General features: G+C 71.8%; 15 protein-coding genes. 10 read left to right on the top strand and 5 right to left on the bottom strand.

From position 1 onward, the window contains the following. Positions 1-526: 526 nt before the first annotated feature. The 3 genes from ACZ56E_RS38075 to ACZ56E_RS38065 all read left to right on the top strand — a co-directional run bounded on the left by ACZ56E_RS38075 (position 527) and on the right by ACZ56E_RS38065 (position 5,190). Entirely contained in the window at positions 527-3,307 is a 2,781-nt protein-coding gene (locus ACZ56E_RS38075; RefSeq protein ID WP_471221579.1) for a helix-turn-helix transcriptional regulator, read from the top strand. Between the two features lie 109 nt (positions 3,308-3,416). Then, positions 3,417-4,133, top strand: a complete 717-nt coding sequence (locus ACZ56E_RS38070; protein ID WP_471221577.1) for a class I SAM-dependent DNA methyltransferase — start codon at positions 3,417-3,419, stop codon at positions 4,131-4,133. Between the two features lie 154 nt (positions 4,134-4,287). Continuing rightward, entirely contained in the window at positions 4,288-5,190 is a 903-nt protein-coding gene (locus ACZ56E_RS38065; protein ID WP_471221682.1) for a proline iminopeptidase-family hydrolase, read from the top strand. 89 nt (positions 5,191-5,279) lie between these two features. Here ACZ56E_RS38065 and ACZ56E_RS38060 read toward each other — a convergent pair whose 3' ends face one another. After that, the gene (locus tag ACZ56E_RS38060) at positions 5,280-5,528 is read right to left on the bottom strand and encodes a phosphopantetheine-binding protein (protein WP_471221575.1); all 249 of its coding nucleotides are present in this window, start codon (positions 5,526-5,528) and stop codon (positions 5,280-5,282) included. 353 nt (positions 5,529-5,881) lie between these two features. On the opposite strand from ACZ56E_RS38060, the gene ACZ56E_RS38055 reads away from it, so the two are divergent. Genes ACZ56E_RS38055 through ACZ56E_RS38040 form a run of 4 tightly spaced genes read left to right on the top strand, consistent with a single transcriptional unit; the run spans position 5,882 to position 10,564 of the window. Further along, positions 5,882-7,429: an AMP-binding protein gene (locus ACZ56E_RS38055; RefSeq protein WP_471221573.1), complete on the top strand. Its 1,548-nt coding sequence runs from the start codon at positions 5,882-5,884 to the stop codon at positions 7,427-7,429. Further along, a complete protein-coding gene (locus tag ACZ56E_RS38050; RefSeq protein WP_471221571.1) occupies positions 7,426-8,679 on the top strand; it encodes a type III PLP-dependent enzyme domain-containing protein in 1,254 nt (417 codons plus the stop codon). The genes ACZ56E_RS38055 and ACZ56E_RS38050 overlap by 4 nt, the downstream gene beginning before the upstream one ends. After that, the gene (locus tag ACZ56E_RS38045) at positions 8,676-9,200 is read left to right on the top strand and encodes a cobalamin-dependent protein (RefSeq protein ID WP_471221569.1); all 525 of its coding nucleotides are present in this window, start codon (positions 8,676-8,678) and stop codon (positions 9,198-9,200) included. Before ACZ56E_RS38050 ends, ACZ56E_RS38045 begins: the two co-directional genes overlap by 4 nt. Beyond that, positions 9,197-10,564, top strand: coding sequence for a methylaspartate mutase (locus tag ACZ56E_RS38040; RefSeq protein ID WP_471221568.1), 1,368 nt, complete (start codon positions 9,197-9,199; stop codon positions 10,562-10,564). Before ACZ56E_RS38045 ends, ACZ56E_RS38040 begins: the two co-directional genes overlap by 4 nt. Before the next feature lie 52 nt (positions 10,565-10,616). On the opposite strand, the gene rfbA is transcribed toward ACZ56E_RS38040, so the two are convergent. After that, positions 10,617-11,513: a glucose-1-phosphate thymidylyltransferase RfbA gene (rfbA, locus tag ACZ56E_RS38035; protein WP_471221566.1), complete on the bottom strand. Its 897-nt coding sequence runs from the start codon at positions 11,511-11,513 to the stop codon at positions 10,617-10,619. Then, a complete protein-coding gene (locus ACZ56E_RS38030) occupies positions 11,510-12,796 on the bottom strand; it encodes an activator-dependent family glycosyltransferase (protein WP_471221564.1) in 1,287 nt (428 codons plus the stop codon). Before ACZ56E_RS38030 ends, rfbA begins: the two co-directional genes overlap by 4 nt. Before the next feature lie 248 nt (positions 12,797-13,044). Between ACZ56E_RS38030 and ACZ56E_RS38025 the strand changes: the two genes are divergently transcribed. Next, positions 13,045-13,992, top strand: a complete 948-nt coding sequence (locus tag ACZ56E_RS38025; RefSeq protein ID WP_471221562.1) for an ACP S-malonyltransferase — start codon at positions 13,045-13,047, stop codon at positions 13,990-13,992. A gap of 13 nt (positions 13,993-14,005) precedes the next feature. Next, on the top strand, positions 14,006-15,580 hold the full coding sequence (locus tag ACZ56E_RS38020) for an AMP-binding protein (RefSeq protein ID WP_471221560.1): 1,575 nt from the start codon (positions 14,006-14,008) through the stop codon (positions 15,578-15,580). A 105-nt stretch (positions 15,581-15,685) separates the two neighbouring features. Here the strand turns inward: ACZ56E_RS38020 and rfbB are convergent, their stop codons facing one another. Next, positions 15,686-16,660, bottom strand: coding sequence for a dTDP-glucose 4,6-dehydratase (gene rfbB / locus ACZ56E_RS38015; protein ID WP_471221558.1), 975 nt, complete (start codon positions 16,658-16,660; stop codon positions 15,686-15,688). 67 nt (positions 16,661-16,727) lie between these two features. Beyond that, complete coding sequence (locus ACZ56E_RS38010) at positions 16,728-18,146, bottom strand: NDP-hexose 2,3-dehydratase family protein (RefSeq protein WP_471221557.1); 1,419 nt, start codon at positions 18,144-18,146, stop codon at positions 16,728-16,730. Between the two features lie 336 nt (positions 18,147-18,482). Here ACZ56E_RS38010 and ACZ56E_RS38005 point away from each other — a divergent pair, with 336 nt between their 5' ends. After that, a complete protein-coding gene (locus ACZ56E_RS38005) occupies positions 18,483-19,631 on the top strand; it encodes a DegT/DnrJ/EryC1/StrS family aminotransferase (RefSeq protein ID WP_471221555.1) in 1,149 nt (382 codons plus the stop codon). The last annotated feature ends 85 nt before the right edge of the window (positions 19,632-19,716 follow it).

The raw sequence follows: 19,716 nt of genomic DNA, 5'->3' as shown, positions 1-19,716 counted from the left end.
TCCGCACCATCATCACGTAAAGCGTAAATTCCCCGCCGGGCGTGTTCCGGGCCGCTGGAAATGGGTATTGAGAGGCCCTCCGGGGGCCTGCCGAGGCCGGCCTCCTTTCCGTTGCGTGCGCGAACCCGCCCGGCCCGGCAGTGGGCGGGCGGCGCAGGTGCCGACGGCTCCAGCTGCGCTCAAGGTGGGGGCAAGTCAGGGTAAATGGGGCCATTGCGTGCCCCTCACCGGCATCTCCTCGGCTGTCCCGCACTCCGACATACCTGCTCCTCTCGTCGTGTAGTGGCGCATCGACGTAAGAATGGTGCAATACGAAACTCCTTAAAGGGGTGGTCAAGTCGAGGCCATGTATGTCTATAGTAGACGCGTGTACACGGAGCAAGATCAGACGTGTGCGCGAAGTCAGGGTCGACACGGGGGTCACGCGTCGCTGCGTGGTGTCAATTCGTCCATGCGGGGACTCCTGTCCCCATAAGTGAGGGCGTTTTGCTCCCCCGGGCTCTGGCAGCCATGAAAGGGGGAAGAAGTGATTCTGAGCGAACGTTCACATGCACTTTCTGAACTGCAGGAGCTTGTTCAAACCGCCCGGAAAGGGCGTGGCAGCGTCGCGGTAGTCTCCGGACCTGTCGCGGTGGGAAAAACCGAACTCACGCATTCCCTGATCGAGTCTTTAAAAGGCGAGTCCGAGCTGGTCGTGCTGTGTGCGCACGCCACTCGTACGGGAAAGCAACGCCCCATGGACATGCTGTCCCAACTGGCCAAGGAACTCGAAAATGCCGAGGGAAGGCCGGTGGTGTCCTGGCCCATCGCCCCGTGGTCGGACCCGGAGAACGACGGCAAGCAGATCGCCGAAGACATCGCGCGCCTGTCACGGCAGACCCCCGTGCTTGCCGTCGTCGACGATCTGCAGCACAGCGACCCCGAATCGCTGGCCGGAATCCTGTACCTGATCCGCCTCGCCCGCACCGCGCCCGTCGTGGTGGTCCTGGTGGTTCCCGACCGATCCCATTTGGTCATTCCGCTGTTCTGCGCCGAGTTGATGCGCGAGCCGCACTATTCCCAGCTCCGGCTCGGACCGCTCTCCCGGGACGGCGTGCGCGAGGTCATCGACCACGACCTCGGCGCCGAGGCCGCCGAGCGGATGACCGACGACTGCTATCGCGTCAGCGGCGGCAACCCGTTGGTGCTGCGCGCTCTGATCGAGGAATGGCGCGCCGACTCCGCCTCGACGCTGGGCGAGGCCGCCCCGCTCGAAGCGATGAGCCTGAGGGCGGGCCGCGTCTCCGCGCTGTCCGTCTTCGCCTCGCTCCACCGCAGCGGCCCCGAGATCCTGGCCGTCGCCCGCGGCATCGCGCTGCTGGGCGCCGAGGCCAGCGTCGACCTGCTCGCACAGCTCCTCAAAACCGACCCCGAGCTGGTCACCGAGCAACTGCGCTCGCTCCAGGAGGCAGGCATCCTGCACGGCGCCGGGGTCCGGGACGTGCGGTTCCGCCACCCGCGGGCCGCCGAAACCCTCCTGGAAGACCCCGAGTTGACGGAGCTCCCCGCCCAGCACTACCAGGTGGCGGCCATCCTGGAGGCCGAGGGCTACAGCAGCTCCCTGGTCGCCCGGCACCTGGTCGCCTCGGACATCACCGCGGCGGCGTGGACCACCTCCGTGCTGAGGGACTCCGCCAGGGAGGCCGTCGCCCAGGGCGACTGGCCCTTCGCCGTCCGGTGCCTGGCCCTGGTGATGCGCGGCCCGCTGGACGACACGGAGAAGGGCCGCGTCATCACCCAGCTGATCTGGGCCCAGTGGCGGCTCAACCCGGCGCGCGTCATCCGGTACCTGGACCAGTGCCACGTGCTCCAGCGGATGGGTAAGGTCCCCGACGAGGACATCGTCACCCTGCTGACGATCTTCCTGTGGCACGGCCGGATCGACCAGGCCGCCGACATGCTGGTCGACGTGGCGATACGCGCCACGACATCCGAACGCAGAGCCGAGCTGCGCGCCTTCCTCGGCTGGGCGCTGATCAGCTACCCGGCGCTGCGCCGGCGGATCGAGGACGCCGATCCGGCGCTGCTCGACCGGCTCGCCGAGATCGACGACCCCGTGCTGCTGCGTCATCTCAGGGCGCTGCGCGGCGCGTTCAGCGAACACGGCCCCAGCGATGTGGCCGCGCTCAGCGAGAGCATCGGCACCGACCGGTTCGCCAGGGGCGACGCGGTCGCCACCGTCCTGCAGGCGCTGGTGTGCGTCGACGAACTCTCCCGCGCCGAGCAGTGCGCCACCCGCGTCCTCGCCGAGTCCGGCGGCCCCGGCATCGGCTCACTGGGAGGCGTCCCGCAGGCCGTCCGCGCCGAGACCATGCGGCGCAGGGGCGACCTGATCGCCGCCGAGCGGTATGCCACCACCGCGCTCAAGCACCTGGCGCCGCGCGCTTGGGGCGTGGCGCTGGGCCTGCCGCTGAGCGTCCTGGTGGCGGCACACACCGCCCGCGGCGAACTCGACCAGGCCGAGGAGTACTTGTCCTGGATCGTGCCGCAGAACATGTTCGAAACGCTGCACGGCGTCGCCTACCTGCACGCCCGGGCCCGCTACCGCCTGGCCGGTGGCCAGTACCAGGCGGCACACCGCGACTTCCTGCGCTGCGGCGAGCTCCTGACCCGCTGGGAGATGGACATCCCCTCGCTCGCCCCGTGGCGGACCGGCCTCGCCGAGGTCGTGCTCGCGCAGGGCGACCGCGCCGAGGCCCGCCGGCTCCTGGAGAAGCAGCTGGGCCACCCCCGCGGCCGGCACCCCCGCGTGCGGGGCGCCGCCCTGCGGGTCTACGCGCAGGTGGTGGACCGCCACCGCAGGCTCGGCGTCCTGACCGAAGCGGCCGAGCTGCTCTCCGACGGCAGCGACCTGCACCAGCAGTTCCTGGTCCTGGTCGACCTCAGCCTGGCCCACCAGGACGTGGGGGACTCCCAGAGCGCCCGCGCCGTGGGCGAGATGGCCTGGCGCGGCGCCATCCGCTGCGGCGCCGAGCGCGTCGCCCGGACCCTGCTGCCCGAGTCCAGCACGGTGGGCGGCCCGGAGCCGGCCACCCTGCCCGCATGGTCCGGCTGGGAGGCGGCGCAGCTCAGCGAGGCCGAGCAGCGGGTCGCCCAACTGGCCGCGGTCGGCGTCACCAACCGGGAGATCTCCCGGAAGCTCTTCATCACCATCAGCACCGTCGAACAGCACCTGACCCGCATCTACCGCAAGCTCCAGCTCTCCGGCCGCGCCGAACTGCAACGCATCCACGCGGGCAACGGCACCGTCCGAGCGGCGACCGGCTGACCCCCGGCCGCCACCCCAGCCGTCAACCCCCGTCCCCACCCCAGGTCCTCAACCCCCGTCCCCAGCACAGCCCTTCAGCCCCCGCCCCCACCCCCGAAAGGCGTCCGTCGTGTACGACAACCAGTTCGCCGAAGTGTATGACCGCGTCTACTGCACTCTGTACGACTACGCTGCCCACGCCCAACTGATCGCCGACCTCGCCAGGGAACACGCCCCCGGTGCCACCACCCTGCTCGACGTCGGCTGCGGCACCGGCGAGCACCTGGGCCGGCTGCACGGCGAGTTCGAGGTGACCGGCCTCGACCTGTCCGAGCCGATGCTGGTCCGGGCGCGCGAGAAGCTGCCCGCCGAGGTCCCGCTGCACCTGGCGGACATGCGGAAGTTCGACCTCGGCCGCTCGTACGACGTCATCTGCTCCATGTACAGCGCCGTCGGCTACCTAGACGGCGTGCCCGACCTGCGGGCCGCCATCGCCACCATGGCCCACCACCTCACGCCCACCGGGGTGCTGATCGTGGAGCCGTGGATCCTCCGGGAACGCTGGCAGGGCGGACAGCTCGCCCACGCCTTCGTGGAACGGGACGGCGTGACCATCTCCCGGATGGGCCAGTGGCGCACCGAGGGCGACCGGACGGTCGTCGACATGCACTACCTGGTCTCCGAGCCGGAGAGCGGGGGAGTGCGGCACTTCGTGGACCGCGAGGACCTGGCGCTCTTCTCCGGCCAGGAGTACGAGGAGGCGTTCACCGCCGTGGGGCTGACGCCGCGGCTGCTGCCCGTGGGACGCGCCGACCGCGGCGTCTACGTCGCCACCCGCGCGGCCTGAGGGAGCGGGCGGATAGGGGTGAGTTAGGGGGTGCGGCGCCCGGGGCGACAGCGGCAGGCTGCGAGCTCTCCGCGGGCGCCCCGGCCCGCCGTGACCTGGGCGAAGGCAGCCGATGCCCACACCGCAACCGGAAGAGACCGAGGTGACCCGGCAGATGGCTCCCCCTGCGAGCGCCCGTGGAACGGTGGAGTTCCGCGAGTGGCACACCTGGTACCGCATCACCGGTGACCTCGACTGCGGACGGCCCCCGCTGGTCGTGGTGCACGGCGGGCCCGGCAGCACCCACGACTACCTGCTCGCCCTCGCCGACCTGGCCGAGGACGGCTGGCCCGTCGTCCACTACGACCAGCTGGGCAACGGCGGCTCCACCCACCTCCCGGACCAGGACGCGGAGTTCTGGACCGTCCAGCTCTTCCTCGACGAACTGGACAACCTGCTCACCAAGCTGGGCATCGCCGACGACTACCTGCTGCTCGGCCACTCCTGGGGCGGCCTGCTCGGCGCCCAGCACGCGGCGTCCCGCCCCGCCGGACTGCGCGGCCTGGCGATCGTCAGCTCACCGGCGTCCTACCCCCTGTGGCTCGCCGAGGTCGGCAGACTGCGCGAGCAACTCCCGGACGGCGTCAACGAAACCCTGCTCCGCCACGAGGCCGCGGGCACCACCGACAGCGCCGAGTACACCGCCGCCATGCGGCCCTTCTACGAGCGCCACGTCTGCCGGATGGACCCCTGGCCGCGCGACTTCATGGCCTCCTTCTACGAGATCTACAACGACCCCACCGTCTACTACGCGATGAACGGCCCCAACGAATTCCACGTCATCGGCACCCTGCGCGACTGGGGCGTCACCGAGGTCTGCCCCGACATCACGGCCCCCACGCTGCTCCTGGCCGGCGAGCACGACGAGGCGACACCGGCCACCATGCGGCCCTTCCACGACCGCATCCCGGACACCCGCTGGGAGATCGTCGAGGACGCCAGCCACGTCCCGCACCTGGAGCAGCCCGCACGCTTCCGCGCGGTGCTCGCCGGCTTCCTCAAGGAGATCGCCGGCTGACCTCCCCCTCGTACATCTGCGACGGGCCGCCTGCCGACATGATCCCCATGCCGGCAGGCGGCCCGTCGCCCGTGCTGTCCGCGCTGCGGTCAGGCGCTCGCCCCGCGCAGCTCGTCGAGCGTCGACCACAGCCGGGCCGGGGTGGCGAACGTCTCCAGGGTCAGGGCGTCGTCCACGAACCGCAGGTCGTACGCGTTCTCCAGAGCGCTCAGGAGCTCCACGGTGCCCAGCGAGTCCAGGCCGAGGTCGCGCAGCGACGCCTCCTCGGCGAGCTCCTCGTCGTCGCCGAGAAAGGGCAGGTGCCCCCGCACGATCGTCTCGAACTGCTCATTCCACATGTGCACTCCCTGTCGTAGAACCGTCGGCCGAACCCGCCGGGCGGAGCCCGGCCCCGGCCGGGAACCCGCGGAAAACCTTGCGGCTCCATGGCAGCCCGAGCGGCGGATCCGGGGAACCCTTAGCAGCCCCTAACCCGCCGCACCCCCGGGCGAGCGGCCCCCGACCCCGCGCGAACGAGCCAACAGGCGCCGCCCCGCCTAGGGGTGGCTAGGGGTGTGGCCGCCACCGGCGCCGTCCCTAGGGTGCCCGAGCAGCGGGCCTTCGAACGGCGGCTTCGCAGCACAGACCCACACCCCAACTCCCAAGAGATCACCGGGGATTTCGAGCCACCGGTGGAGAGGCGAGGCAGATCATGGAGGGACTCGCGAAGTCGGACGACGCCCCCCAGGTGCTGGCCCCCGGCACCGAGCGCGTGCACGACTTCCTCGACGAGGCCCTGCTGACGGCGGTGGACGCACCGGCGGTGCGGGACGCCAACGGCGGCTGGACCTACCGGCAGCTGGCCGAACGGAGCCGGCAGTTCGGCGCCTGGCTCGACGCGCAGGGCGTGCGCCGCGGCGACCGCCTCGTCGTCCAGGCCCCCAGCCGCCGCGAGCTGGTCGCGATGCTCTACGGCACCCTCGCCCGCGGCGTCGTCTTCGTGCCCCTCAACCCCGGCATGAAGCCGTTCCACCTCAGATCCGTGCTAGCCAATGCCGAGCCCAAGCTCGTCATCGGCGCAGGACCGGGCCTCGCCCGCCTCCGGGAGGTCACCGAGGCACCGGTGCGCGACCAGGACGACGTGTGGCGCGAGACCGACGAACTGGCGCGGCGCTCCCCGGCCGGGCCGCCACCGGCCGCGGTCGGCCCCGACGACCTCGCCGTCCTCGTCTACACCTCCGGCTCCACGGCCACCCCCAAGGCCGTCATGTCCCACCACTCCCACATGGTCTTCGCCGCGCGCGCCATCGCCGCCGTGCTGCGCTACCGGCCCGACGACGTGGTGTTCTGCCGCTTCCCGATCTCCTGGGACTACGGCCTGTACAAGGTGCTCCTCGCCTGCCTCGGCCGCTGCGAACTGGTCCTGGCCGACGAGGAGTCCGACCTGACGCTGCTGCGCCGAATGAGCGAGACCGGCGCCACCGTGGTGCCGATCGTGCCGTCCCTGGCCCAGATGATCGTCGCGCTCGGCAGCCGCGCCCGCGACCGGCTGCCCGCCGTACGGCTCTTCACCAACACCGGCGCCGCCCTGCCGGCCGCCACCATCCGCGCCCTGCGCGAGCTGTTCCCCGGCGTGCGGGTGGTGCGCCAGTACGGGCAGACCGAGTGCAAGCGGGTCACCGTCATGCCGCCCGAGCAGGACACCGAACGCCCCGACTCCGTCGGCGTGCCGCTGCCCGGCACCCGGGTCCTGATCCTCGACGACGCGGGCAAGGAGGTCCCCGCCGGCGAGGTCGGTGAGATCGTCGCCGCCGGACCGCACGTCATGCCCGGCTACTGGCGCGCGCCCGAGCAGAGCGCGCGTGTCTTCAGGCCCGACCCCGACACCGGCGAACCCCGGCTGCACACCGGCGACTACGGCTGGCTGGACGAGGACGGCTACCTCTACTTCCAGGGCCGGCGCGACGACATGTTCAAACGCCGCGGCATCCGCATGAGCACCGTCGAGATCGAGGCCGCCGCCACCGACGTGCCCGGCGTGCGGGCGGCCTGCGTCGTACCCCCCGCCGACGGCACGGACCTGGCGATCGTGGTGGAGGGCGAGACGGAACCCCACGCCGTCCTGCGGGAGCTGGCCGCACGCCTGGAGCCCGCCAAGGTGCCCGCGCTGTGCCGCGTCGTCCCGCAGCTCCCGCTGACCGCCCACGGCAAGATCGCGCACCGGGAGATCGCCGCGCTCCTGAAGGAGGAGAACCTGTGACCGCCGAGCCCCGCCACGCCGAGCTGGCCGAACGCTTCGGAACCCCCCTGTACGTCTTCGACCTCGACGAGGTGGCGGCCGCCCGCGACGAGCTGCGCGCCGGCCTGCCCGAGGGCAGCGCCCTCTACTACGCGCTCAAGGCCAACCCGCACCCCGACGTCGCCCGCGCGCTGCGCGAGACCACCGACGGCACGGAAGGCTGCCGCGCCGAGATCTCCTCCAGCGGCGAGCTGGCCGTCGCCCTCGAAGCCGGCTTCGACCCCGCCGACTGCCTCTACACCGGGCCCGGCAAGACCACCGAGGAACTGACCCGGGCCCTGGCGGCCGGCGTGCGCACCTTCTCCACCGACTCCGTCACCGACGTACGGCGCGTCGGCGCCGCCGCCGTCGCCCTGGGCCTGGTCGCCGACTGCGTGCTGCGCGTCAACAGCGCCTCGGCCGCCGCGGGCACCGGCGTGCGGATGACCGGCAAACCCTCCCAGTTCGGCTTCGACGTCGAAGACCTGCCCCACTCCGTGCGCGAACTGGCGGGCGAGCAAGGCGTACGCCTGGCCGGCCTGCACTACTTCCCGCTGAGCAACGCGGCCGACGAGGAAGGCCTGATCACCGAGTTCCACAACACCCTGGAACAGGCGACCGGACTGGCCGCGGAGCTGCAGATCCCCCTCTCCCTGCTCGATCTGGGCGGCGGCTTCTCCGCGCCCTACGGCGTGCCCGGCGGCCGGGCCCGCTACCCCAAGCTGGCGAGCGAACTCACCACCGCCCTGGACATCCACCTGCCGCAATGGCGGGAGGGCTCGCCGCGCATCGCGTTCGAGTCCGGCCGCTTCCTGGTGGCCTGCGCGGGGACCCTGCTGCTCGGCGTCACCAACCTGAAGGTCAGCCGGGGCCGCACGTTCGCCGTCCTGGACGGCGGGATCAACATCTTCGGCGGCATGTCCGGCCTGGGACGCCTGCTGCCCACCAGCGTCCGGCCCGAGGGCGGCCCCGCCACCGGCACCGCGACCCTGGCCGGCCCGCTGTGCACCCCGGGCGACATCCTGGGCCGCGACGTCCAGGTCGCCGACCTCGCGCCGGGCGACGTGCTGAGCGTGCCCAACGTCGGCGCCTACGGCGTCAGCGCCAGCCTCCTCGCCTTCCTCGGACGGCCCGCACCGGTCGAGGTGGCGGTGCGCGGCGGCGAGGTCGTATCGGCCTCCCGCCTCGACTACCGGCGCGCCTACCTGCAGCCCGCCGAGGCCACCCGATGACCGCCCCCGCGCGGCGCACCACGCACGGCCCGGCCGCCCCCGGCGGCACCGTCGTGCTCGGCACCGTCCCCTCCGACTCGCACACCTGGAACCTGGTCCTGCTGCAACTCCTGCTGGAGGAGTGCGGGTTCGAGGTGGTCAACCTCGGCCCCTGCGTACCCGAGGAACTGCTGGTCGAGGAGTGCCTGCGCCACCGGCCCGAACTGGTCGTCATCAGCAGCGTCAACGGACACGGCTACGCCGACGGCCTGCGGATCGCACCCCGGGTGCGGGCCAGGCCCGAACTCGCCGAACTCTCGATGATCATCGGCGGCAAGCTGGGCGTCGGCGGCGAGGCGGCCGACCGCGCACAGGGCTCCACCGCGCTCCTGGAGGCCGGCTTCGACGCGGTCTTCTTCGACGCGGCCGCCGCCGACCTGCGCCGCTACCTCCTCTCCGGCGAACGGCCCGGCACCCAGCGGGCGTACGGCCGCCGGGAGCCGGTCCGGGCCGAGCTGGCGGGAGTGTCGAGCGCGCCGTGACCGAGGATCCGCTCCCCGCCGTCGGGGCGGTCGACTTCGACGCGTTCGTCCGCCGCCGGGCCCGCGCCAATGCCCTGGTGGTGCAGCCGCGCATGGGCCTCATGAGCCCCGCGGCGATGCGCGCCGGGCTCGCCGCCACCAAGGCCGCCGACGCCACCACCGTCGGCACCCTGACACTCGACAGCTACACCCGGCTGCGGGACGAGGCGGCGCTCGCCACCGCCCTCGCCGAGGGCCGGCCGCTGAACGGCTACCCGTTGACCACTCACCCGCCCGAGGTCACCGCCCGCATGCTGGCCGGGCTGCGCGGCCCCGACTTCCCCGTCCAGGTCCGGCACGGCTCGGCCGTGCCGCAGCACATCTTCGAGTCGATGACCGGGCTCGGCCTCAGCGCCAGCGAGGGCGGCCCGGTCTCGTACTGCCTGCCCTACGGCCGCACCCCGCTGGCACAGTCCGTACGGAACTGGACGGCAGGCACCCGGCACTTCGCCACCCTGCGCGACCGCGGCGCCGAACCGCACCTGGAGTCCTTCGGCGGCTGCCTGCTCGGACAGCTGTGCCCGCCGAGCATGCTGGTCGCCGTCTCCGTACTGGAGGCGCTCTTCTTCCACCAGCACGGCGTGCGCAGCGTCTCCGTCAGCTACGCGCAGCAGACCAGCCCGGCCCAGGACCTGGAGGCCGTCGCCGCGCTGCGCCGGCTCTGTACCGAACTGCTGCCCGGCCCCACCTGGCACGTGGTCATCTACGCCTACATGGGCCTGTACCCGGTCACGCCGCGCGGCGCCTACCGGATGCTGGCCGCGGCGGCCGAACTCGCCGTGCGCTCCGGCGCCGAGCGGCTCATCGTGAAGACCGTCGCCGAATCCATGCGCATACCCACCGTCGAGGAGAACATCGCCGCCCTGGAGTTCGCCGCGGCCGCCGCCGACACCGTCCGCGCCCGCACCGGCGGCCAGGACACCGCGGCCGACGCCGACAACGAGGTGTACCGGGAGGCGGCGGCGATCGTCCACGCCGTCCGCGACCTCCACCCCGACCTGGGCACCGCGCTCTTCGAGGCGTTCGCCAAGGGCTACCTCGACATCCCCTACTGCCTCCACCCCGACAACCGGGGCCGCACCCGCAGCTACCTCGACGGGGACGGCCGGCTGCGCTGGGCCGACACCGGCGACCTGCCCTTCGGCCGCCCGCGCCGCGCCGGCCGGGAGCGGGCCGTCACCTCCGCCACCCTCCACGCCGACCTGCACCACGTGCGCTACGCCTACGACGCCGACGAGGGCCCCGCCGACGACATCCTCGAAGCCCTCGCGGCCTCCGGGACAGTGGCGCTCCCCGCCCCGCCGGCGACACACCGGAGCACCTGAAACGGCCGGTGACCCCTCGAGGTCACCGGCCGTCGCACGGCGCTCGACGGCGTCAGCGGGCCGCCACCGGAACGTCCGCCAACTCCTCGGCGATCGTGCGCACATACGCCCCGTACGCCGAGGACGCCTGCTGGGCGCCGAGCCGGTAGCAGCTGTCGGAGTCGATGAAGCCCATCCGCAGTGCCACCTCCTCCACACACGCGATCCGCACCCCCTGCCGCTCCTCGAGGGTCTGCACGTACTGCCCCGCCGCGAGCAACGACGCCGGGGTGCCGGCGTCCAGCCAGGCGAAGCCGCGGCCGAGGTCGACCAGGCGCGCCTTGCCCCTGCGTACGTACTCCAGGTTGACGTCGGTGATCTCCAACTCGCCGCGCGGCGAGGGCCGCAGGTTCTTCGCGATGTCGACGACGTCGTTGTCGTAGAAGTACAGGCCGACGATGGCCCGGTTGGACCTCGGGTTCGCCGGCTTCTCCTCCAGCGACACCAGCCGGCCCGCACCGTCGGTCTCGCCCACGCCGTACCGGCGCGGGTCCTCCACCGGATAGCCGAACAGCACACAGCCGTCGATGTCGTCGCGCGCGTGGGTCTGGAGGATGTCGTAGAAGTTGTGGCCGTGGAAGACGTTGTCCCCGAGCACCAGCGCGACGGGCCCGTCGCCGATCTGCTCCGACGCCAGGATGAACGCCTCGGCCAGCCCGCCGGGGTGGCTCTGGCTCACGAAGTCGATGCGCAGGCCGAGCTGGTCCCCGTCACCGAGCAGCCGCTGCAGCTGCGGCAGGTCCGTGGGCGTGGAGATCACCGTGATGTCGCGGATGCCGGCCAGCATCAGTACCGACAGCGGATAGTAGATCAGCGGCTTGTCGTTGACCGGCAGCAGCTGCTTGGAGACCGAGAGCGTCAGCGGATGAAGGCGGGTGCCGTGGCCACCCGCGAGAATGATGCCCCTCATGACGAAAGACCGCCTTCGGCGGCCAGCGCCTCGAGCTCCGCGACAATGTCGCTCGGCGCCGGCCGCGCCAGCAGCTCCTCCCGCAGCCGGCCCGCCTCCTTGGCGAACCCCGGCTCGTCCAGCACCCGGCCCAGGCTCTCGCGCAGCGAGTCGGCGGTGAACTCCTCCGGGTCGACGCACAGCCCCGCGCCCTCGCCCGCGACCGCCATGGCCGTGGCCTTCTCGTCCCACAGCCAGCCGGGAACGATGATCTGCGGGGTGCCGTGGCGCAGCGAGTTCTGCAGCGTGCCCCCGCCGCCGTGGTGGATGATCGCCGAGCAGCTGGGCAGCACCTCGTTGAGCGGTACGAAGTCCACCAGGCGCACGTTCTCCGGCAGGCTCTCCAGGCCCGGCAGCGAAGTGCCGCCCGCACCGACCGTGGTGATCAGCTCCACGTCCAGGTCGGCGGCCGCCTTCAGCAGATCGGCGACGGGGAAGCCCTGGTGGTTGGCCTCGGGCAGGGTCAGCCCGAGCGTGAGGAAGACCCGGGGCCGCTTCGGCGTCTCGTGCACCCAGTCCGGCACCACCGAAGGACCGTTGTAGGCGACGGGCCGCACCGGGATGCGGGTCTCCGGCTCGCCGGGGACGCGCAGGAACTCCGGCATCGGGTCGATGGTGCGCTGGCCGTAGACCAGGTCCTCGCCGAACGCCTGCGCCGGGTCGAGCCCCAGCCCCTGGAGGCGGGCGCGCAGCCAGTCACCCAGACCGTCCCGGCGATCCTGCGGCGCCTGCTCCGCGCTGAGCTTGAGGAACAGCGACCGCATCCGCGCCCAGTGGTCGGTGCCGAACACCAGCCGCGCGTGCGCCGCACCGCAGGCCCGCGCCGCGACCGGGCCCGTGTACGTCATGGCGTCCCAGATCACCAGGTCGGGACGCCAGCTGTCGCAGAGCCGCGCCAGGTCCTCCAGAGTCTGCTGGTCGGCCGCCAACTCCGCTATCTGCGTGTACGTCGTCAGGGTGTCGCGTACGTACTCCCAGGTCAGCTTCGCGGGATCGGTCTCGGCGATGTTGCAGCCGAAGCCGTAGCCCGGCTGGTCGCCGCCGTCCGCCTTGCGGTTCTGCTCCATCAGCTTCAGATCGGGGCCCACCGGAACGGCGGTGAGGCCGGCGCGCGTGATCGATTCCGTGAGGTCGGGCTGGCTGGCCACCCGCACCTCGTGGCCCGCCGCGCGCAGCGCCCAGGCGATCGGAACGGCGTTGAAGAAGTGCGAATCGAGGGCCAGGGTGGTGATGAGGACTCGCATGGCTCAGTCTCCAGTTCGACGGAGGTCCGCAGCGCGGACGGACCGGCTCGACCGGCCCGCTCGTCCGTCTTGGGTCTCGGGGAGCGCCCACCGGGGTTCGCTCACGTGCGGGCCCACCGTAAGAGGGGGGCATCCTCCGACCAACCCCTAGCCACCCCGCCTCGGTTAGGGGTTATTCCCCGCCCCGGCCGCCACCCATAGTGAACCGGCACACGCGAGAACCTGCGGATGCGGAGGATGGGGTAGCGATGGAGAGCGAAGAGCGAACCGGTGCGGCGGTCGTGTTCCCCGGCATGGGGGCCATGTCCTTCGACGACGTCGGCAGGTTCATGATGGTCAACCCGCAGGCCCGCGCGCTGCTCGCCACCGCAGACGACGTCCTCGGCTACCGCGTCGTGGACCGCTTCCGCGAGGCCGAAGGCGACTACTCCGAGGCCGCCCAGGTCGTGTTCCTGGTCAACAGCCTCGCCCTGGCCCGCTGGGCCGAGGACCGCCACGGTCTCGACCCGCTCCTGTGCGCAGGCCCCAGCTTCGGCGGCAAGGCCGCCGCCGCCTACGTGGGCTGCCTCTCCGACGAGGACACCGTGCGGATGACCGCCCGCCTCGCCCGCCTCCAGGACGAGTACTTCTCCCTCGAGCACAAGGACGTCGTCACCCAGTCGTTCGTCCGCACCCCCTCGCACCGGCTGACGGAGATCCTCGCCGACATGGACGCGCGCGGCTGGTGGCACGACATGGCCTGCTACATCGACGACGACATGCACATGGTCTCGGTGCGCGAACACGCCCTGGACTGGTTCAAGGAACGCATCAGGAGCGCCGGCGGCCTCTCCCTCTACACGATGCGCCCGCCCCTGCACTCCGGCGCGTTCGGTCCACTGCGCCGCCGCGCCGAGGACGAAATCCTCGCCGAACTCTCCTTCGCCCAGCCCCGCATCCCCGTGGTCTCCGACCACGACGGCACCCTGCTGCACACCGGCGAGGCCGTACGGACCCTGCTGCTCGACGGCATCGTGCGCCCGCTGCGCTGGCCGCTGGTCGTCGACACCCTGCGCGGACACGGCGTCGGCACGGTGCACGTCGCCGGCCACGACAACCTCTTCGGCCGCGTCCGCCGCACCACCGCCCACTTCGACGTCGTCCGGCTCACCCCGCGCACGGCCCTGCGCCCGCGCGAGGCGGCTGACCGCACCTGAGAAGGACACCGTGATGCCGATGCACCCCGCGCCCGACACGTCACCCGCCTCAGCCACCCCCAACAGCGCAGGCCTCGCCGACCGCTTCCTGCGCGGCCTCGCCCTCAACCCCCGGGGCGCCGCGGTCCGTTCACCCGGCTGGTCGCTCACCTACGAGGAACTGCACCAGCAGGCCCTGACCTGGGCCGGCGCCCTGCCGCCGGCCCACGACGGGACACCCCCCGCCACCGTCGGAGTCCTCGCCGGCAAAGGACCCGCTGCGTACGTGGGGATCCTCGCCGCGCTCTACGCCGGCGCCACCGTCGTCCCCCTCAACCCGGACTTCCCCGCCGCCCGCACCACCGCGATGATCGAGGCCGCCGGCGTCCGGGCCGTCCTCGCCGACACGCGCGGCCGCACCCTGCTCGCCCAGGCCCCCGGCGGCACCCCCGCCCTGCCCGTGCTCGTCCTCGACGACGGCCCGCCACCGGCCGCCGCAGCCCTGACGGCGCCGCGCCCCGCGGACCCCGAAGGCACCGACTACGTGCTGTTCACCTCGGGCTCCACCGGACGCCCCAAAGGCGTCCGCATCCCGCGCGCCGGCACCCGCCACTACTTCGAACTCCTCGACAAACGCTACGACTTCACCCCCGACGACGTCTTCTCCCAGACCTTCGACCTGAACTTCGACTGCGCCATGTTCGACCTGTTCAGCGCCTGGGGCGCCGGCGGCACCCTCCAGCTGATCCCCGGCACCGCCTACCGCGACCTGCCCGCCTTCGCCGCCGGCCACGGCCTGACCGTGTGGTTCTCCACACCCAGCGCCATCTCACTGGTGCGCCGCATGGGCGGCCTGACCCCCGGCGCGCTCCCGGGACTGCGCTGGAGCCTGTTCGCCGGCGAGGCACTGCGCTGCGCCGACGCCGAGGACTGGCAGCGCGCCGCACCCGCCGCCACCGTGGAGAACCTGTACGGACCCACCGAACTGACCATCACCATCTGCGCCTACCGCTGGTCGGCCAAGGAAACCCCCGCCCTCGCCGTCCACGGCATCGTGCCCATCGGCGAGGTCCACGAGGGCCACCGCCGCCGCCTCCTCGACCCCGCGGGCCGGCCCGTGTCCGGCGCGGGCGCCGAAGGCGAACTGCACATCGCAGGCCCCCAGTTGACCGGCGGATACCTCGACCCGGCAGACGGGCGGGGACGCTTCGTCGACCACGACGGACACACCTGGTACCGCACCGGCGACCGGGTGCGCGAGGTCGCCGACGGCGTCCTGGTCTACGTCGACCGCCTCGACGCCCAGGTGCAGGTCCAGGGGCTGCGCATCGAACCCGCCGAGATCGACCAGGCACTGCGCGCCTGCCCCGGCGTCACCGAGGCCGTCACCGTCGCCGTGCGCGCCCCCGACGGCGACACGGCCCTGGTCGGCTTCTACACCGGACAACCGCAGCCGGCGGCCAGGCTGGCGCGCGCCCTGCGCGGCGCCCTGCCGGAACGCATGATCCCGCGCCGCTTCGCCCACCTGCCGGAACTGCCCCTGAACGCCAACCGCAAGACCGACCGCGCCGCCCTGCGGGCGCGCGCCACCGAACTGCTCGACGGCTGACCGTCCCCCGCGGACAGCCTCGCAGCGGGAAGGGCGCGGGTGGTGGACTGTGAGTCCACCACCCGCGCCCTTTCCCGTGCGCCGCGGCGTGCGTGCCGCGTCCGCTCAGCCGTCGGCCAGCAGCGGCTGCCACCAGCCGGGATGCTCCACATACCAGCGGACCGTGTCCGCCAGGCCCTCGTCGAAGTCGGTGCCGGGCCGGAACCCCATCGCCCGCAGTTTGCTGTCGTCCAGGGCGTACCGCAGATCGTGGCCCTTGCGGTCCGCCACCCACTCGATCCGGTCCGAGCCCAGCTCCAGGGCGCCCAGCAGCCGGTGCGTCAGCTCCAGATTGGTCATCGGCTTCGACCCCGAGATGTGGTGCACCTCGCCGGCCCGCCCGCGCTCGGCCACCAGCTGGATGCCCCGGCAGTGGTCGTCCACGTGAATCCACTCCCGCTCGTTCAGGCCGTCGCCGTACAGGGGGACCGTACGCCCCTGCAGGAGACGGGTCACGAACAGCGGGATGACCTTCTCCGGGTACTGGTAGGGCCCGTAGTTGTTGCCGCAGCGCGTCACCCGTACGTCCATGCCATGGGTCCGCGCGTACGCCAGCGCCAGGTGGTCGCCGCCCGCCTTCGCCGCCGAGTAGGGCGAGTTGGGCGACACCGGCGCGTCCTCGGTCCACGCGCCCTCGGCGATCGAGCCGTACACCTCGTCCGTCGACACCTGCACGAAGACCCCGACCTGCGCGTCGGACGCGGCCCGCACCAGGCGGTGCGTGCCCAGCACATTGGTCTGCGCGAACACGTCGGGCCCCGTGATGGAGCGGTCCACGTGTGTCTCCGCCGCGAAGTTGATCACCACGTCGTGGCCGGGCACCACCCGCGCGAGCAGCTCGGTGTCGCAGATGTCGCCCCGCACGAAGTCGAAGCGGCCCTCCACCGGTGCGAGCGACGCCAGGTTGCCCGAGTACGTCAGCTTGTCCAGGACCGTCACCGAGGCGCCGGCCCACGCCGGATAGCCGCCGGTCAGCAGCGTGCGCACATAGTGCGAGCCGATGAACCCGGCCCCACCCGCGACGAGAATCCGCCTCACCATGTCCCTGCCTCCGGTCCGCATTCTCCGGCGCGCACCAGGCGCCGTATGTCGGTATCTGCTGTGGTCATCACGTGTAGAGCTCCTCGGTCGTGCCGAACAGGCTGTAGAGGCAGGCCGTCAGGCTGCGTGACTCGACGTTGACGTGGTAGCTGTGCCGCGTCAGCGCGGACAGCTGCCGCAGGGTCATCCACCGGAACGCGTCGTCGCCGAGGGAGTCCTCCACCACCCCCGCGCCGTCGTCGAGTTCGACGATCAGATACCGGTTGCGGGCGTGGTAGAAGCGCCCGCCCTCCTCGGACTGGACGCTGTCGAAGACGATCCGGTCGGCCGGCGCGTCGAGCACCGCGTCCAGATACCGCAGATGCGTCGGCCGAGGCCCCGGCAGATAGTTCGACGGAGTGCACTGCACCGTCGGCGCCAGCTCGACCCTGTCCAGCAGACCGGGCTGCGGCCGCGCGTTGACCAGCGCGTGCAGCACCCCGTCGAACCTGGCGACCAGGAACGCGATCAGCCCCTGACCGCACGGCTCGATCATCGGCTGCGTCCACTGCGCCACCTCCCGGCCGCCGCCGCGCACATCCACACCCACCACCCGGAAGAACCGCCGGTCCTCGTGTTCGACGACGCCCTCCGAACGCTCCCAGCCCGACACCTCGTTCAACGGAACCTGCCGGGTCCGCATCTCGGTGAGCACCCGCTGGTCGTTCAGCCAGCAGCGGATCTCCGTCATGCCGTGCAGCTCACCGAACCCGCCCTGACAGGACCGCACCAGGGCGGAGCGCAGATCGTCGCCCAGCTCCTGCCCCGGGCGGACCGCGCCGTCCCCGGTGATCGGCAGACAGCCGAGCACCGCACGGGAGCCCATGCTGATCACATCGTCCTCGGCCAGGAGCCGGTGGATCTGGCCGAGGGTGAGCCAGCAGAAGTTCTCCAGCTGCTCGATGTCCTCCTCGACCTCCACCACCATGGTGCGGTTGCGCTTGCGGTAGGACCACGAGCCCTGTTCCGACTGGAGGACGTCCGTCCACAGCCGGTGCCGGTACGCCGCCTGGAAGTACTCCGCATACGGCACGGCCCGGTCCTGCTGCGCCTGGATGTGGTTGCCCCGCGTCGCCTGCACCGTCGGCGACAGCTGTACGCCGTTGTGGTTGCCCGGCTCGTTCTTCGCCTGCATCAGGAAGTGCGGGGTGCCGCCGAACCGCTTCACGACGAGGCCGAGCGTCCCGATCTCCGGCTGGATGAGCATCGGCTGCCGCCACGACTGCCACGGCTCGCCCGACAGCTGGACGTCCACCCCCTCCACGGAGAAGAACCGCCCCGTGTCGTGCACGATGTTCCCCGTGCCGGCCTCGACGTGCCAGCCGGCCAGCTCGTCCAACGACACCTTCGCCACGTCGGCGACATCCAGCTGCCGGCGCCGCGCGTACCAGGCGCGGAACTCCGCCGTACTGACGACCCCCTCGCCCGCCCGGGCCGACTCGGCCATCCGCGCCACGACATCGGCGTGAGCCGGCCGGCCCGAGGGCTCTCTCGCACGCGACGTCGAAGGAAACTCTTCCGTCATGGAAAACCTCTCTGGCCGTGCACGGCTCCTGAAATACGGGACGCGACGCCGCCCGCATTTCGACGGTGGCAGGGAAAATGGCGCTCAATCGAACTCGATGCTCCGTCACTTGCCCCGGCCGGGGGAGGAGTTTCCGATCGAGACAGGGGGTGAACGCGGCGGCTAGGGGCCCGGCCGCGGCCGCGCACCGCACGTTAGGGGGTCGGCCGGCCGCTGGTAGGGGTTAGCCGTAACGCCGCTGCTCTTTACGCTGCCCCGGTGTCCAAACTTCCTGCATTCCGCGAGCCGTTGCACGTGGGGCGACCGAATATAGGCGACCGAGACCGGCTGCGGGAGAGAATCGACGCCGCGCTCGACCGGCGCTGGCTCAGCAGCGGTCCGCTCGTCCACGAGTTGGAGGAGCGCGTCGCCGCGCTGTCCGGCACCGCCCACGCCGTGGCCGTCTGCAACGCCACCATCGGCCTTCAACTCGCCGCGCGCGCCGTCGGCATCGAACCGGGCGCCGAGGTCATCGTCCCCGCGTTCACCTGGGCCGCCACCCCGCACGCGCTCAGCTGGATCGGCATCACACCGGTCTTCTGCGACGTGGACGAGGAGACCGGCAACATTGACCCCACGCACGCCGAGAAGCTGATCGGCCCGGCGACCGGCGGCATCCTCGGCGTGCACGTCTTCGGCCGGCCCTGCCCCGTCGACGAGCTGACCGCGCTCGCCGAACACCGCGGGCTGCCGCTGCTCTTCGACGCCGCACACGGCTTCGGCAGCACCTACCGCGGCCGCCCTGTCGGCGGCTTCGGCGCGGCCGAGGTGTTCAGCTTCCACGCCACGAAGTTCATCAACAGCTTCGAGGGCGGCGCCGTCGTCACCGACGACCCCGAGATCGCCGCCCGGGTCCGCGCCATGCGCACCTTCGGCATCCAGGACGACGGCCAGGTCGGCATGGTCGGCATCAACGCCAAGCTCAGCGAGCCCAGTGCCGCCATGGGCATCACCTCGCTGGAGAGCCTGGACGCCCTGATGGCCCACAACCTGCGCAACCACCAGGCCTACGAGGAAGCGCTGCGCGACCTGCCCGGCGTCACCATGCGCCGCCAGGAACCGGGCGAACGCGCGAACCACCAGTACGTCGTCATCGAGATCGACGAGGCCGTCACCGGAGTCCACCGGGACCGGGTCCACGAAATCCTCGCGGACCACAACGTGCTCTCGCGCCGCTACTTCTACCCGTCGTGCCACCAGGTCGAGCCCTACCGCTCACACCTGGACAAATACCGGCCGCTGCCCGTTCCCCACGCGGAGGCACTGTCCGAACGCGTCCTGTCGCTGCCGACCGGTTCGACGATCGAGGCGAGCGATATCGCGGGCGTTTGTGACGTCGTCCGGTGGGCCGTCCAGAACAGGGGTTGACCCGAAAAAGCGTTCACCCACTGAATGCACCAGTGGTCTGAAGAGCGGGAAACAGAACACGAGGGCCGGGTGCCGCTGAATCGAT

Source organism: Streptomyces sp. NPDC039480, from assembly GCF_055597165.1.
This window is presented reverse-complemented; position numbering and strand designations above follow the sequence as displayed.